The sequence below is a fragment of the Roseivirga sp. UBA838 genome (assembly GCF_002296035.1).
Lineage (GTDB): Bacteria > Bacteroidota > Bacteroidia > Cytophagales > Cyclobacteriaceae > Roseivirga > Roseivirga thermotolerans.
This window is the reverse complement of the sequence record NZ_DBHC01000019.1, coordinates 35503-52088: the sequence shown is the minus strand read 5'-3', so window position 1 is coordinate 52088 and position 16586 is coordinate 35503. Positions and strand designations below refer to the sequence as shown.

14 protein-coding genes are annotated in these 16586 nt (G+C 44.6%); 4 read left to right on the top strand and 10 right to left on the bottom strand.

Annotation, left to right across the window (positions count from 1 at the left end):
* The 9 genes from B3O12_RS07055 to B3O12_RS07015 all read right to left on the bottom strand — a co-directional run.
* The coding region (locus tag B3O12_RS07055) for a DUF7467 domain-containing protein (protein ID WP_422662580.1) at window positions 1–2256 on the bottom strand (2256 nt) is incomplete at its 3' end.
* Window positions 2257–2505: 249 nt separating this feature from the next.
* Window positions 2506–3816, bottom strand: coding sequence for a DNA recombination protein RmuC (rmuC, locus tag B3O12_RS07050; RefSeq protein ID WP_286755782.1), 1311 nt, complete (start codon window positions 3814–3816; stop codon window positions 2506–2508).
* A gap of 42 nt (window positions 3817–3858) precedes the next feature.
* On the bottom strand, window positions 3859–4440 hold the full coding sequence (locus tag B3O12_RS07045; protein WP_189628202.1) for a mechanosensitive ion channel family protein: 582 nt from the start codon (window positions 4438–4440) through the stop codon (window positions 3859–3861).
* A 111-nt stretch (window positions 4441–4551) separates the two neighbouring features.
* Window positions 4552–6915: a hypothetical protein gene (locus B3O12_RS07040; protein ID WP_286755781.1), complete on the bottom strand. Its 2364-nt coding sequence runs from the start codon at window positions 6913–6915 to the stop codon at window positions 4552–4554.
* A gap of 28 nt (window positions 6916–6943) precedes the next feature.
* The gene (locus B3O12_RS07035) at window positions 6944–7282 is read right to left on the bottom strand and encodes a VOC family protein (RefSeq protein ID WP_189628200.1); all 339 of its coding nucleotides are present in this window, start codon (window positions 7280–7282) and stop codon (window positions 6944–6946) included.
* Between the two features lie 44 nt (window positions 7283–7326).
* On the bottom strand, window positions 7327–7740 hold the full coding sequence (locus B3O12_RS07030) for a RidA family protein (protein WP_189628199.1): 414 nt from the start codon (window positions 7738–7740) through the stop codon (window positions 7327–7329).
* Window positions 7737–8174, bottom strand: a complete 438-nt coding sequence (locus tag B3O12_RS07025; RefSeq protein ID WP_286755780.1) for a GNAT family N-acetyltransferase — start codon at window positions 8172–8174, stop codon at window positions 7737–7739. Before B3O12_RS07025 ends, B3O12_RS07030 begins: the two co-directional genes overlap by 4 nt.
* On the bottom strand, window positions 8175–9464 hold the full coding sequence (locus B3O12_RS07020; RefSeq protein WP_286755779.1) for an aminopeptidase P N-terminal domain-containing protein: 1290 nt from the start codon (window positions 9462–9464) through the stop codon (window positions 8175–8177).
* A 473-nt stretch (window positions 9465–9937) separates the two neighbouring features.
* Window positions 9938–10945: a glycosyltransferase family 9 protein gene (locus B3O12_RS07015; protein WP_286755778.1), complete on the bottom strand. Its 1008-nt coding sequence runs from the start codon at window positions 10943–10945 to the stop codon at window positions 9938–9940.
* A 190-nt stretch (window positions 10946–11135) separates the two neighbouring features.
* Between B3O12_RS07015 and B3O12_RS07010 the strand changes: the two genes are divergently transcribed.
* From B3O12_RS07010 to B3O12_RS06995, 4 genes are all read left to right on the top strand, one after another.
* Entirely contained in the window at window positions 11136–12371 is a 1236-nt protein-coding gene (locus B3O12_RS07010; RefSeq protein WP_189628195.1) for a M16 family metallopeptidase, read from the top strand.
* Window positions 12371–13015, top strand: coding sequence for an O-methyltransferase (locus B3O12_RS07005; protein ID WP_286755777.1), 645 nt, complete (start codon window positions 12371–12373; stop codon window positions 13013–13015). Before B3O12_RS07010 ends, B3O12_RS07005 begins: the two co-directional genes overlap by 1 nt.
* Complete coding sequence (locus tag B3O12_RS07000; protein ID WP_286755776.1) at window positions 13012–14889, top strand: LysM peptidoglycan-binding domain-containing protein; 1878 nt, start codon at window positions 13012–13014, stop codon at window positions 14887–14889. The genes B3O12_RS07005 and B3O12_RS07000 overlap by 4 nt, the downstream gene beginning before the upstream one ends.
* A gap of 84 nt (window positions 14890–14973) precedes the next feature.
* Window positions 14974–15885 (top strand): DUF3078 domain-containing protein, encoded by a 912-nt coding sequence (locus tag B3O12_RS06995; protein ID WP_189628192.1) that lies wholly within the window; start codon window positions 14974–14976, stop codon window positions 15883–15885.
* 22 nt (window positions 15886–15907) lie between these two features.
* Here the strand turns inward: B3O12_RS06995 and B3O12_RS06990 are convergent, their stop codons facing one another.
* Window positions 15908–16528 carry a hypothetical protein gene (locus B3O12_RS06990; RefSeq protein WP_286755775.1) on the bottom strand — a complete coding sequence of 207 codons (621 nt, stop codon included), beginning with the start codon at window positions 16526–16528 and terminating at the stop codon, window positions 15908–15910.
* Window positions 16529–16586: the final 58 nt, after the last annotated feature.

The window sequence follows — 16586 nt, the reverse complement described above, 5'->3', positions numbered from 1 at the left end:
GAGAGTAAGGGCTACATCCTGAACTTCCACTACAGGAGCGGCATTATCTACGACCTCTACAATGGCTGTGGTGGTTGTGGTATTGCCAGAAGCATCTCTTACGGTAACGGTTACTGTGTTTTCACCAAGATCAGAACAGTTGAAAACTGTTTTAGAGGTTTTTATCGAAATAATCTTGCAGTTGTCTGTAGTACAAGAGGTAAACTGGCTGAGGTCAGAGGTTACATCGAAATCGGCATAAGGGATTTCTTCTGTGTTAACAGTTGTAGATGTGGTACTGAATGAGCTCAGGCCGCCACCCAAGCCTCCCCCGAGTCCACCGCCAAGGCCTCCTCCGAGTCCGCCACCTAAGCCACCGCCCAGGCCGCCACCCAAACCTCCTCCGCTATCAGGGGCGTCTTCAATTACTGCGTCTTCGCATATGTACAGTACGTCTTTATGGTGAATCTTGGCATTACCGTTTTCATCCAGATATACTCTAATGTTTTGGGCTACTACCGGTGGGGCAGTATTGTCTTTAACCGTTACAGAGGCTGTTTTTGTAGTGGTATTGCCAGAGGCGTCTTTTACAATGAGTGTAACCGAATTACTCCCCAGGTTGGAGCAGTCGAATGCTGTTTTGGAGAGTTCCAGGCTTACCGGGCTGCAGGCATCGTAGGAGCCGTTATCAACCATTTCAGGGGTGATGTTCACGTTGCCTGTCTCGTCAAGGTAAACAGTAATGTTTTGAGTAAGTGCAATTGGTTTGGCACTGTCCATAATGGTTACGATGGCAGTAGCTGAGGTGCTATTACCACTCTGATCGGTTACTGTTACTGTTACTACATGTTGCCCTGCGTCTTCACAGGTAAAGGTTTCTTTGTCTATTTCATAAGTAACAATGGAACAGTTATCATAAGTACAGTCACTACCTATCCATAGTGTATTGTCTCCACTTCCTGGAACAGGCTCAGGTTCGGAAATTCCGCCTCCGGCACAGTTCATAACCAACACATCCTGCGGGGTAATGGTAACTGTACTTCCTGAGGTGATTACTTTATAAATGTCTTTAGTGACTACCACAGGCGCAATAGTGTCCTGAACATTGACCGTAATATCTTTTGAGCAGGTGTTGCCTTCGCTGTCAGTTGCAGTTACGGTAATAGTTTTCTCACCCAGATCGGAGCAACTAAAATTGGTTTGAGAAGCTGTATAAGTAACTTCTCCTACAGGTATATTAGACTGTTCACCACAGAAGTTGCCTTCCCCATCGGTATAGCTAATCACAGTAAAAGGGCCATATACATTACCTATAATCTGCTCTGAGCAAGAGGTGTGTACCTGATGTAAGGCACCATTGTTGAGCTGAATGTATGTTTTTGGACCTAGTCTTCCCTTAAAGTCAAAACCTTCTATGGTTATTTTGTCACCATTCTGGACATTGGTGTTGGTTTCCAAAAGGTTATTGTTCTGGTCGTAGGCCTTTACGGTTGCTCCAGACTCACCCACGTATGTAAAGGTAAAGTTCTGCATTTTACCTTCGCACTGGCAGTCGGCAATATCGGCCGGCCCGCAGTTGCTAAGGTCAAGATTGAAGTCGCCCTGATGGTAATTCACTCCATCCCAGCTGTAGGAAAACCAACCGGACAGGCCGTATTTAGAGTTCTTATTGTTAGCGGCATTTCCTACCTGAAAGCCAAAGTTATAGTTGGCAGGCATGTGGCTAATGGTGACTGTTTTTCCGGCATTGGCTTCAAGCCCAATAATCTGGCTTGTTTGAGACGGATCCATGATGTAGTAGCTCCAGTCTTTGTAGTGGTCTCCGGCTAAACCTTTTTCGTTTTTATAATCTCTACCTAGGGAACTCCAGGTAGTCCAGTCCATTTTTGAAGAAAGATATACGATTGCTTGCCATTTATCCGTTGGGTTAGAAGTGTTGTAGAGAATACCGGAGAGCATGGCCGATCCGTCTTCGAATTCATTGAATTCTGCACCTTCGGCAAAAATAAAATCAGTGGAGCTGCCGGGAAAAGGGTTGTCGCTTAACCACATGGCATGGCCATCGCCTGTAGCGGCAGAAGGAGTGCAAGCTCCGTTGTCTTCGAAGCAATCTAAATTCAAATTGCTGAAGTCAAGGGTAGCTTCACCATTGGCATCTAAGAAAAGCTCTTGTGTTTGCGCAATAGCACTGGCAGGCCAGTTGAGCACAAAGGCAACCAGGCCAATAGAAAAAAAATGTGTGGCAACCTTCAATAGCTTGCCAATAGGTTGTTGCATCACTCTCGTGTTTTGGTCAAAGATGTAGTTAGCTTAATGCTCACCTAAACCTGTAAATGGTTTAGCATACACCTTATTTATGACCACAATGCACGCGGTTTCTAAATTAGGTTTAGGTGATAGGACTTGGTGAAAGGACTGCAAATATACATAAAATTGCATTTCGTGGTCAATTTTATGCTTTTTATTTCCTTTCAAGTAGCTGTAATCAAATATGTTAAGTCTATTTGACCAAAGGAGAGATTCAAACTAATCTTCAGATCGGTCGAGCAGACGGTTGTCTATTTGTTTACTGGCCTTCGCCCCTAATTTTTTAAGCTTTTCGGCCCTCCTAATGAGGTTGCCGCTCCCCTCAGCCAGCTTTTTCATCGATTCCTGATAAGCCTTTTGAGTACCTGCCAGATGTTTACCAACATTCATCAAATCTTCGGTAAACGCCTGAAACTTGTCGTATAGCGCTCCGCTTTGTTGCGCTATTTCTATTGCATTTTTATTCTGATATTCTTGCTTCCAGATGCTTGAGATTGTTCTCAGTGTTGCAATGAGTGTGGTAGGACTAACTACCACAATGTTTTTGCTGTAGGCATCATTGAACAACTCCTGGTCGTGTTGAACAGCCAGTGTAAAGGCTGGTTCAATGGGTATGAACAGAAGCACAAAGTCTAAACCGTCAAAGCCATAGAGGTTTTGATAGTTTTTTTCTCCCAGGCCCTTTACATGGGCTCTCACTGAATTGATGTGGGCTTTGAGCTCACCAGCTCTTTCGGTTTCTGAGCTCGCAGTAGTGTAGCGTTCATAGGCCGTAAGGCTAACTTTGGAGTCTATTATAATGTGTTTGTTTTCAGGGAGCCTGACCACCACATCGGGCTGATATCTGCGTCCGTCATTTCCTATTTCAGACACCTGAGTTTCGTACTCCCGGCCCTTTTCCAAACCTGATTTTTCCAGAATTCTTTCCAGAATTACTTCCCCCCAGTTGCCCTGGGTTTTGGTGTCGCCTTTCAGTGCTCTGGTGAGATTTTCTGCTTCTTTGGTTATTTGTTTGTTCAGTTCACTAAGGTGCTGTATTTGCTGAAGAAGGGTAGCGTTGCGTTCGGCCCCTTCTTTATTGGAGTCTTCTACCTTCTTCTGAAAGTCAGAAATGCGTTCTTTTAGTGGGGTCAGAATTTCTGACAGATTCAGCTTGTTTTGTTCAGTAAACTTTCTGCTTTTTTCTTCCAGAATTTCATTGGCCAAATTTTTAAACTGAATAGAGAAACGCTCATTCATTTGCTCCATTTCAAGTTTTTGTTCAGCCAGTCGTTGTTGCAGGTTCTTAAACTCTGCCTGTGAGGTGGCCAACTGCTTGCTCAAGTCAACCCTCTTCTCTCTTTCTTGAGATAGCGTAGGTTTTAACTCTTGCAATTCAGTTATCAGCATTTTATTTCGTTCCTCAGCTAATTGAAGCTGATTCTTTAGTTGGTCAATGTTTTGGTTTGGCTTAGATGCAGTCTGTTTAGTCAGCAACCAGCCTATTATTATTCCTAATACTGTGCCCGTAATTAACCAGAGTATTTCCATGGTTTACCTGTTGTTTTGCAACAAATATAAACCATGCTTTCTCTATGCCATTAACTTGGCAGCAGCAGTGTTTTCGCTCGCAACTTTCACTCCCTGGCTTATTAGAAATTGATTAAGAAGGAGCTCAGTTTCTGCATCTACTTCTAAGTATTTTTCTAATGAGCACCATACTTTCACTCCCAGCTCTACGTGGCTATTCTTCATTTTCTTTACCACTACTTTTGGCGAAGGATTTCTGAGCACAAGCTTATTGTTGCTCAGATAATCGTTGATGAGCTTTTTGATTTTAGCCATGTTTTCTGAATAGCAGACTTTAGTTTCGAGGTCTACATTCACAATATTCTGATGGCTTAAATTGTGTAGATGCTTGGTGAAGAAGAGGGTGTTGGGAACGTGAACGGGTTCGCCATCGATGCTCCTCAGGATAGTGAACCTAATTCCCTTGTGTTCAACGGAACCGAGACGACCATCAATTTCGATAAAATCGCCTTTTCTAAACGGGCTCGTAGCTCTAATGAGCAACCCGCTAAACACTTCGAGCATTGGCTGTAGTGCTTTTCTGATTTTCGATTCTATTTGCCCCATAGTAGTTAGGTTGTTTGGTGGATTTAATTCAATCCACATACCAACTACGTATTTCGCCTATAATACCCTACCAACGGCAAAAAAAAAGATGTGAACAACAGTTGTGTTGTCCCATTATGGGAAGATGGTCTAATTGTTGGAGGAATTTCTTTACTTATGATAGCTTATTTTATCCATTATGATTACCCCTTGAGGCGACTGATCGAAGATGAAGCTTAATGATTGTATAGACTCTGTGTTGAATTGGCTATTCACTTTCTGAAGGTCGCTTAGCGAAATAAAGAAGGTGTTATAAACAGCTTCCGATGTTTTGTTGTCCTGAAGTTCAGGATTTTTGAATACATCTACCGTGAGCTGTCTCTGAAGGTAGCTGTAATCGCTCAACTTAATTCTCACCATTTGTCCGTTGGAGTCCTGGAATTCAATGCTAAAGTCAATGGGTTCCTTGGCTTTGGGTTCTTCTTCTTTGTCATCGGCCTGTTCTTCCGCTTCGGGTTCCTCTGCGTTGTTCGTTTCATTATTATTCTGCTCGTCTTTTGCCGATTCGTCTTCTTTTTCTTTGTCGCGATCTTTCTCGGGGTAGGTGTTTTCTTTAGACTCAGAAAGCTCAAAAGTGAGGTATGAGGCACTCTGAATCGATAGAGGTTTGGCCAGTGCTATTGTGTATCGGGCTGTATCTACAGGGTGAGCCAGGCTATCCCAGCCAATATAGACGGCCCGGGTTCCCCGGTTTCCCCACTTCATGCTTACCAGTTGTTCTCTCCAAACGGTTAGGTTTTGGGTAGTTATTTTACCGCCTTCTGAAGTAGTAGTAAGGTCTAGGTCTTCTTCAAAATTGGCAATGGTTTGCCAGTTGCTGTCTTCATATTGATTGAGGTAAATGGTTTGAGGTAACCATTCCAAGCCACTGCGAAAGTCTTTAAACAGGGAGCGGTATTCATTCTTACCGAGTAATGTGGCTTGCAGAAAAGCACTGATATAGACTTTGCCCACGGTGAGTTGCTCTTCCATGGGCATCAGGGCATCTACATTAAGCAGCGAACCATAAGGGTAACCAGCATCTCTATTGCCCCAAGACGTATTAAACTGCCCATGGTTGGCTCCATATACATAAATGGCCGATTTAAAGAAGTCGGAACTATCGGAAAACTCAACCCGCTCATACTGCCTCAAGCCCGCAAATGACTGAACGTCTCCGTCATTAGCTCCGTGAATAACCAGATAGTTCACATCTTTTAGCGGGGTACTTGTTTCTCCCGGTTTGTATTGGCCATCTACAGGAGCAATGGCCACCACTGCTTTGATGTTAAAACCAAAGTCGAATTTCTGATTGGCATTGTCCGGATAGTAATCCAGGGTGTTGAAAAATCCGGCAATGGCGGCTGCCTCCCCCCCTCGGGAGTGACCCATTACAGCCACATTGTTCATATCTACTTTGCCAAAAAAGGGATTTTCGGGGTCTTCATTCCATTTTCTCCAGTTTCTGAGGTGCTCTAGCAATAACCAGCCCCGAGCATCATTTTCCTCATCCAGTCCATTTCCAAAAATATCGGGCCAGCCACTGTTTATAAAGTTTTCGTCTACACTGGCTAAAATTATTCCCTGGCTAGCCAATAGTTGTCCAAGGTATTCGTAGCCGGGATCGGAGTAGTCGAACATGGAATGATTGCCATGTACAATTAGTGCAATTGGAAAAGGGCCATCGCCTTGAGGATACCATACTCGGCCATTTATGGGCAGGGCTTTGTCATCGTGGCCCCAATACCAGCTTCTTATTTTCCCGGAGAGTTTATTCCAGTCGTCTATTAGTCTTGAACCATCAACCGAGTCAGTCACTATATTTACATTTTCTCCAAATTCCGGGCGGTGTTTGTCTTTGCCGCTGCCATAGGTAAGAAATTCTACCGGGTATGGACCAGCTTCTGCAGGGTTGTTTAGTTCGATATGCTTTGGGCGATAGTCTGATTTTAGTGCGGCATTAATATGTTCAACTTCTGGTTTAAAGCCCGTGTCGGCTACCCATATTATGCCCCAAACCAGCCCGGCCAGTCCGGCCAATAGGCCTAGTGCCGCCACTATGGTTTGGGCTTTTGTGTTGTGCTTCCTCGTTTTTTTGAGCAAAGTGTATAGCCCGGCCCCGGAGAGGCCTGCAAAAAGTATGATGAACAGAGGAAATTGAATGCTGAGGCTACCACCATTGAAAATAAATGTGCCAAGAAAAAAAGCTCCCGGCACATACCAGAAAAATTTCTTTGGAAGAAGCTTTAGCAAGTTTACTACTAAAACAGTGCTTGCACTTACCAAAAAAGCAAGAATAAGCCCCAGAACCACGGGTGCAATGCCAAAGTAGGTATTGCCGTCCAATACAAACACCAAAAGCGATGTAATGAGCCAAATAACAATGGCTGTTGTGGCAATGGCCTTAAATGCACCGTCTTGGGCTATTGGACCCGGTTTTATAGTTTGAAAGAATCGGACGATACGATTCCAGAGGTTTTTAAAAAGTCGTTTCATGGTAGAAGGTGGTTGAGTGTTGTGGGTGTTAGTGCTGGTCCATCAATATTTCATTGCCATCCGGGTCTTTGAGCATAATATAGGCCGGCCCGCTGCTGTTTTCATCGCAGGTGCGGCTAAGGGTAATGCCTCGGCTCTGAAGGGCTTGTTGTACCGCCCGAACATCGGGAGGATTGAAGGTGATCACGTTTTTACTAAACATGTCCTGATAAAGGCCCAGTTGAATGTTTCCGTTTCGAACAATGAGCCATTTATCTTCTATGCTTCCGCAATTAGGGAGTGCTTCAAAGCCGAGTTTTTGATAAAAGGCATAGGAAGCCGCAATGTCTTTGACGGCTAAGGCGAGATGGTTTTTTCCTAAATTCATGGAAATCAGCTAAAAAGTGTTTCCTGAATATAGTCAATGCACGGCTAAATAGTAGCAATACACTTTAACTCAATGGCAATTGGGGTAGGGAGAGAGCTTATTTCTACGGTCGTACGGCACGGTTGATTGTCTTTGAAATACTCCGCGTAAATTTTGTTGTAAATGGGGAAGTCGGCCTTCATATTGGTGAGAAAAACGGTCACATCAACCAATTGATCCCAGCTGCTTCCCGATGCCTCTAGTATAAGTCGAACATTTTTAAACACCGAGTGGCATTGTTCTTCAATATCGTAAGACAGAATTTCTCCATCTTCTGACAACTGAACTCCAGGAATTTTGGAAGATCCGCGTTCTCTGGGTCCTACTCCGGAAAGAAAGAGCAGGTTGCCTACTTTTCGGGCATGAGGGTAAAGCCCTACAGGCTCAGGGGCTTGTTCACTATTAAAATGTTGGCTCATAGCAGGTGTTTAATGAGTGTTATCCGATAATTTTCCAGTTCGTCTTTAGGCTTTACCTGGCTTATTTGAAAGCCATTGTTTATGGCAAAAGTTAGCATGGCTTTGTGGCGATTGAGGGTTTTAAACCTAATGCCCCTGTAGCCATTTTTCAACGCCCAGCTTTCCTGATAGTCGGCCATGCGCCTGGCCAGGCCCTTTTTTCTATGCTGCGGTGCTACACCTCCCAGCCAGCTGTACAGCATGCCATCGTTGTCTCTGTCATAGGCCACTTTACATCCTGCCAACTCGCCATTTACTTTGGCTAGTAGAGTGAGTTGCTGCTTGTTTTTTACCCGCTCAAGGTAATGTTCTGTAGAGAGCAAAGGGTCAAATTCAGGTAATTTGCCCAGCACTTGCAGGGCATCGGGCAAACTACCTTCTATAATCTCAATCATTTACTGATTCATTATGTCTTCAATCTCCTCAGCTTCAATAGGTATGTTTCGCATAAGGTTGAACTGACCATTCTCTGTAATCTGAATGTCATCTTCCAGGCGAATGCCAATTCCTTCTTGCGGAATGTAAATGCCGGGTTCTACAGTAAACACCATACCGGGTTTGAATTCGGTGTAAATACTGGCAACATCGTGTACGTCTAAGCCAATGTGGTGAGAGGTGCCATGCATAAAGTATTTCTTGTAGGCCGGCCAGTTGGGGTCTTCATTCTTTACATCTGTTTGGTCGAGAAGGCCCAGACCAATGAGTTCGCTGGTCATTATTTTGCCAACCTCTTTGTGATATTGGGGAATACTATTGCCGGGAACCAACATTTCTGTGGCTGCTTTTTTTACCCGAAGTACAGCATTATATACCTCCCTTTGTCTTTTGCTGAATTTTCCGTTTACGGGAATGGTTCGGGTAAGATCTGAGGCATAGTTGGCATATTCTGCTCCAATGTCCATAAGCAGCAGGTCACCGTCTTTTAGTTGATCTTTGTTCTCAATGTAGTGCAATACACAGGCATTGGCCCCTCCGGCTATGATGGGCGTATAGGCAAAACCTTTTGATCGGTTTCTTACAAACTCGTGAAGTATTTCTGCTTCAACCTCAAACTCCCAAGCCCCCGGTTTGGTAAAAGCCATTGCCCTTCTAAACCCTTTTTCGGTAATGTCGCAGGCCTTTTGCATTAGCTCTATTTCGCGAGGCTCCTTTACAGTGCGCAGGTCGTAAATTACAGGAGCCAGACGCTCGTATTCATAGGTAGGGTATGTTTTGCGTATCCACTGACTAAAGCGATCGCTTCGGGTTTCTACCTCGGTTGAGTTTCTAATGTGTTCGTTATGGTATAGGTATATATGCTCGGTTTCGGCTAATATCGTTTTAAGAGTTTGCTCAAATTTATCGTTCCACATTATGGTTTTTATGCCAGAAGTGTTTTCGGCTTCCTCCTGGGTGTATTTGTGGCCTTCCCATACGGCAATGTGTTCGTTGGTTTCGCGAAGAAACAGTACCTCTTTCATGCGTTCATCAGGAAAGTCAGGGGCTATAATGAGGGTAGACTCTTCCTGGTCTATTCCTGATAGATAAAGCATATTACTGTTTTGCCTAAAGGGCATGGTGCCATCGGCATTGGTGGGCATAATATCATTTGAGCAGACTATGACTGCCGAATTCGGCTTGAGTCTGGCCTTTAGCTTTTCTCTGTTTTTTATGAAAAGTTCTTTACCGATGTGTTCGTATCTCATAAGCTCATTTTCGTTTGTAGCGAAGTAAGCAGGAAACAGGGAGAAAATAAAGAGAAGTGAGAGGAGTTAAGTCAGAACGAGATAGATTCAGCATTTTGGCCAATGTTTCGGAACCTTAGAAGATTGGTTATTGCAGAAAAGGCTGGTCTGCTTTAAATCTTTGGACGGAGGCCCTTAACCCTATTTAACTGAACTGACCGGTTTTGATCACTCTTAAATCATCAAGCCCCGCGAGCCATCGAATTAAATCGAGTTTTTCTGACTGAATATCTCTAGCATCAATTTAATAAGAGGTTAGGGTTACTCACTTAAGTCGCAAGAAGTGTATTTCTGAACCTTGCCTCCATTTGTGTCTTCACAAATGCTTATTAAAAGAAAGACACGGTGAGGGCACAGCTTGTGGCTAGTATGCTGGATCTAACAAGTAGAATCTAAATGAGTAACCCTATAAGAGATTTTAGCGAAATCAGCCTTTAAGGGGTATTGTATGCAGCACCGGTTAACCTATCGGTTTTAACCTCAAAACCACACTTAAAATGTCCTTCCGGGCAAGCTTTTTTGCCATGCAGTCCGCAGGGTCTGCAGGTGAGAGGCTCTTCGATTTGTATTACGCTTGAATGATCAGAAAGAGGCCCGAAACCAAATTCTGGAATAGTAGAACAGAAGATGGCTGCGGTCGGTGCATTCATGGCGCTGGCCAAATGCATAGGCGCACTGTCGTTCACGTAGTTCATTTCAGCATCTTGCATCAGCGCAGCTGATTCTAAAAGACTCAACTTACCGCAGAGATTCTCAGCATTTGGGTGGCCACTTTTCTGAATAATTTCATCGCAAAGGGCATGATCGGAAGGAGCACCCAGAGCGTAAATTTTTCCTTGGAAATCTGTGGTGGAAAGGAATTCGATCCACTTCTCTTTCGGAAATTGCTTGGTAAACCAAACAGAAGCCGGGGCAAAGCAAATAAAGGGGGCGGCTTTAAGCGAAGCGACCTTCTCAAAGTCTTGATTTGACGGATAAAGTTTTGGTTTGGATGGAGTGCCATCAGTAAACTCAGCAATCAGATCATGGTTCCGCTCAATTTCGTGCTTGCCATTATTGATCTCATGTGGCACTTTCTTGCCGAAAGCCCAGCTGAATGGATTCTTGTCAAAACCAACTTTGATTTTAGCTCCTGAAAAAGCAGTGAGAAAACCTGAGTTGGCAAATCGTTGAATGTTCACTACCAGATCGTAGCGTTCCGCACGAATGACCTTCAACATTTTCAGCAGGTTTCTGTATTTGCCGGCCTTTTTATCCCAAATAAGGGTTTGGTTAAGGAAAGGGTGGTTTTTTATCAATCCCTCATTGCCTTTGCGAACCAAAAAATCGAGCCGAGCCTTAGGGTAGTGCTGGTGAATCTTTTCTAAAACACCAGTGGCCAAAATTACATCGCCAATAAAAGCGGTTTGAATGACGAGTATTTTCTGAAATGGCTTTGTCATAGGCAGTTCAAAGATAGAAAAAGAGTTCATTTCGCCATTCCCGTGAAAACGAGAATCCGTCTGTTTGATATGGGGATTCCCGCCTGCACGGGAATGACGGTAGGGAGGGGGCGGAGTGATTATCTTACATGTAAAGTGTTCTTATTCTGCTCAATAAAGCCTTAACTTTGCAGCCGTTCCAAAAAAAAGCATGGTCGACTACAATCTTATTTCTTTACCCAACGGCATCAGAGTAATCCACAAAGAAGTTCCCAGTACTAAAATTGTGCACTGCGGCTTCATATTGGATATTGGGAGTCGCGATGAAACCGAGGAACAATTGGGTATTGCCCACTTTTGGGAGCACATGGCTTTTAAAGGAACCAAAAAACGCAAAGCTTTCCATATTCTCAATAAACTCGATTCGGTAGGGGGAGAGCTGAATGCCTACACAACCAAAGAGAAAATCTGCTTCTACGCCTCAGCGCTCGATAAGCACATGGAGAGTGCCTTTGAGCTTTTGCAGGATATTACTTTCGATTCGGTTTTTCCTGAAAAGCAAATTGAAAATGAAAGAGGGGTCATTTTAGAAGAGATGGCGCTATATCATGACAACCCTGAAGATGCTCTTCAGGACGAGTTCGATCGTGTAGTTTTTAAAGAACACCCTCTGGGTCAAAACATTCTGGGAACCCCCAAAAGTGTGCGGTCTTTTCACCGAGAAGATTTTCAGGAATTTCTAAAAACAAACCTTAGTACAGAGCGGGTGGTGTTTTCATGTGTGGGCAATGTGCCGTTTAAGAAAGTGAAGAGGCTGGCCGAAAAGTACTTTGGCCAAATTCCCCTTTTACAGGCCTCCCGGCAGCGCAAACCGTTTGAATTTTACCGGCCCGATCGAGAGATTATCAGACGAAACATTACCCAGGCACACTGTGCTATTGGGGCTACAGGCTATGCCCTGGCTGATGAGAAACGACTACCGTTTTTTATGTTGGTGAACATATTGGGCGGGCCGGGAATGAATTCCCGGCTCAACCTGGCATTGAGAGAAAAGTATGGATTTGTCTACAGTGTGGAGGCCGCATATCACCCATTTGCCGATACCGGTTTATTCGGCATATACTTTGGAACCGAAAAAAGCCAGGTAGAACGCAGCCACCGCATTATAGCCAAAGAGCTCAGACAGCTGCGCGAAAAGCCGTTGGGGGTGCTTCAACTGCACAAAGCTAAGGAGCAACTTATTGGACAACTGGCCATGGCCGAAGAAAACAACACCAGCCTTATGTTGATGTTGGGAAAAAGCATTCTTGATATGGAAAAGGTAGATTCTCTGGAAGATGTCTTTCAGCGTATTCGCCAAATCTCCGGTGCTGAGCTCATGGATATTGCCAATGAGATGTTTGACGAAAACCGATTGAGTTATTTAACCCTATTACCCGAAAACTAATGGATTTTATTCCCGAAGACATACAAAGGTATGTAGAAGAGCATACTGATAAGGAAAGTGAACTACTGAGCAGGGTAAATAGAGAAACCCATCAAAAAGTGCTCATGCCACGCATGCTTTCAGGGCATTTGCAAGGCCGGGTACTTTCTATGCTTAGTCATATGATCCAACCGCAAAGAATTCTGGAAATTGGCACTTATACGGGTTATTCGGCCATTTGCATGGCAGAGGGGCTGGTGGCCGGTGGAAAATTGATCACCATAGATAAGAATGAGGAACTGGAGGCTTCTGTAAGAGCTTATTTTTCTGAAGCCGGCCTCACCGATAGTATTGACTTTAGAATTGGCGATGCCATGCAGCTAATCCCTGAAATTGAGGGGCCTTTCGATTTAGTTTTCATCGATGCCGACAAGAAAAATTACCTGAATTACTTTAACTTAGTGTTGCAAAAAGTGCGTATTGGTGGTTTTATCATAGCCGACAACGTTTTGTGGAGTGGCAAAGTGGTAAAAACTGACAAGAAAATTGATACCGATACGCAAGCCATACTCGATTTTAATCGTTCTGTTCACGAAGATGATCGAGTTGAAAACGTTTTGTTCCCCATTAGAGATGGCCTGATGGTGGTAAGAAGAATACAGTGAGAAAGACTTTCACCGCACTACTCATTCTCCTGCTGGCTTCGCTACGTTCATTAGCGCAAGCTCCAATCACTGTCCCCAATGAAATGGAATTTGCCGGGGTCAGGCTCAAAATACAGTCCGATGCCAAGAAGGAAATTGAGCAAACCTTAGACCTGCTTACCCGCAGTCAGTACCATTTTCAGCGCCTTGTAGACAGGTCTCGCCTGTATATGCCTTATGTAGAAGAGGTGCTTCGCCAGGAAGGAATTCCGGAAGATTTTAAATACCTGCCCATTCAAGAGAGTCAGTTTGTATCCGATACGGTATCATCCTCCAATGCCGTGGGTTTCTGGCAGTTCAAAAAAGCATCGGCTCAGGAATTAGGCTTACGGGTAGACAACGTGGTAGACGAACGGAAGCACATTGTGGCAGCAACCGTTGGAGCTACCAAATATTTTAAGCGAAGCAACTTTGTGTTCGATAACTGGGTGCTTTCGCTTCAGTCGTATTTACAGGGACTCACCGGTACCCAGCGCTCTGTTGACGATAAGTTGTACGGAGCAAAGTCGATGGTAATTGATGGCAAAACACACTGGTACATAAAGAAATTCATAGCTCATTACCTGGCCTTTAAAGATTATGTGGGCAACGGTAAGTATCGTAGCGATATGAGTTTACACAGCTATGAAGGCCGAGGGAAAACCTTGCGGCAGGTGAGCCAGGCAACAGGTACCGATTTCAATGAGTTGAGGGCTTATAATAAATGGCTCAACCAATCTCAGATTCCGGACGATAAGTCTTATCTGGTATTCTATCCCAATGCTAAAAAAGGCGGACCGGTAGTGGTAAGACGCGATGAACCGCAGAAAACTAATGAAGCAGACAAGTCGCGTTCTGCCTCTTCGAATAACCGTTCGGAAAGTACCACAAAGGCCGAAACCAGACGCATGCGCTTCAGGCCAATTGCTGGTAACGTAGGGGCTTTTCCGCAGATTACGGGAAACACCGCCAAGGCCTATGAGCCCGGAAATATTGAGCTGAACGGAATACCTGCAGTTCGAGCTAAAAGCAATGACAATCTGCAAAGCCTTTCTGCTCGCACGGGGGTAAAAACGGAAAGGCTGATGAAGTTCAATGACATTGGTGACAGAGGCAATGTGAGAGCCGACAGGTACTACTACCTAAAGAAAAAGCGCAACAAGGGTAAGGTTCATTACCATATTGTACAGCCCGGAGAAACCCTGTGGGGCATATCGCAAGACTATGGCATAAAGCTGAAAAAGCTAATGCAAAAGAACAGGATGAAAGAGGCGGAGCAATTGAAAGTGGGGCGTGTGCTGTGGCTCCGATTTATCAGGCCTAAAGATATTCCCGTAGAGTACAGTCGGGTTTCGTTACCTGAGAGTACCCCCGAGCCGGAGCCTGAAAAACCTGTTCAGCCTGAAAGGACCATCCAGGAAAACGTGAGGCCAAAAACCGTTGAATTGCCTTTGCGCGATGATAATGAGGTGTTTATTGAACCTACACCCATCAGGCCGCTCACAAATACGGCCCGGGACACGGTGGTTGTTCACCGGGTTAGGTACCAGGAAACCTTCTTTGCTATAGCCAAGGAATATGCAGTAGAAATTGATGAAATTCTGGAATGGAATAATCTGAAACTAAGCGATGGCCTGCAAATTGGGCAAGAGTTAAAGTTGCTTGTTCCCAGAGAAAGGTATGCTCCCAAAGTAAAAGAGCCTCAAATCATTACTCATCAAGTGGCCAAAGGAGAAACTATGTGGTCGATATCCAAAAAATATGAAGTTGAAATAGAAGATATAAAACGGTGGAATAACAAGGCAGACCATACGTTGTCTCTTGGAGAAAAACTGATCATCAGAAAGCCCAATTAACGCACAATACCATTTTGGACAAAAAGCTTCCTTGAATTTTTAGGGGTTGGATTACTCCCGTACATTTGCAGCAGAATCATAGGAATGACTCAAAAGACTATTCTATTCTTATTCCTCTTTTCAATTCAACAGGTTTGGGCACAGAACGCTTCCTCCGAGGCAGCGGCCGACTCGGTGGTGTATTGGAAAAACGGAGGCTCTTTCGCATTGAACATTCAACAAGTGGGATTGACCAACTGGGCAGCCGGTGGTGAGTCTTCTTTGGCCATTGGAGGTACCTTGGAGGGTTTTGCCAACTACGAACGCGAAGAGGTGGTATGGGAAAACAGAGCCAAGTTTGGTTACGGAGTAATTCGGAAAGGAGATAATACCAATCGCTTTGAAAAGACAGACGATGCTATTATTCTCTCCAGCAAGTACAGTCAGAAGTTTAGCCAAATGATTCTGATGTCTGCCGCCATTAATTTTAGAACCCAGATGGACGAAGGGGTTAAGCTGGAAAATGTGGCAGGCCAATCGGAGAAACGCAGAGTACTCATATCGGACTTCATGGCTCCTGGATATTTGCAGGCTTCTCTTGGTTTGACCTACAGACCGCAAGCAGGCTTATCGGCTACACTGGCCCCCTTTACCGGCCGATTTACCTTTGTGCTCAACGACTCGTTATCAAGGGCCGGGTCGTTTGGAGTTATTGCCGGAGAAAAAATACGTTCGGAGGCCGGAATATCTCTCATTGGTACTTTTGAGAGAACTTTAATGAAGAATGTAGAGCTCAAAACCAATTACAACTTCTTCTCCAACTATGAAAAATTCCCCAACACGGTGGTGAATATAGAAGCTGGTTTAAACCTGAAAGTCAACGATTTTATACAGTCAAAAGTAAATACACAGCTCATCTATGATGATGATGTAAAGGTCACACGGTCCGATGGTACCCGGGGGCGCGATGTGCAGTTGAAAAACGTGATAACGGTTGGCTTTACCTTAAAGTTTTAGCCGGAATCCCGGGGGGCGCTGCTTAAAATTCAGGGTCTAACCCCAGTTTATCCTGAAGATCGCGCAAGGCAGGGTATTTTCGTTTGAGGTGTTCAAACTTTTCTCTATCGGTATAAAGCATTTTCTCCCGCTCCATTTCTCTTACCTCAGACCGAACAGTAATAAGGTCGTTTTCCAGCCTGTCTCTTAAAAATTGCAAAAGGTCTCCTCTGAATTTCTCAAAGGTTGGTTCAAGGGCTTCATTGGCTATGGTTACGGTAATTTGCTCTCCATTTAGAGTATAAGGCTCCTTAAGAATGAGTACTTCCTGAGTGAGCCCCATTTTCTGTCGTTGCTCTACAAAAGCCATCCATTCCCTTTGCAGAGTTGCCGCATCAAAGCTTTTCTGGCGAGTAGGTCCTGTAGGCTCCTTTTCCTTTTCCTGTATATCTTCTTTCGGCTTGCTAATCACCTTCTTGAGTGCACTCAGGTCCGTTGGAATATCCATGGTTTTGATGCTGAGAGGCTTTCTAAGCTTGGGGCGACTAGTAGCAGGCTCAGGTTTGGCGGCTTGAGCAACCTCCGCTTTAGAGGTAGAAGGGGCCTTTTCGGCAACTGTTATCGCTTCGCTGGTGGGTGCCTGAGTGGCATTGGTCTCCGGCACTAATGGTGAAGAGGAACGATCGGGCGTTTCGTCTTGAGGTTCGGTAGCCTCAGGCTGC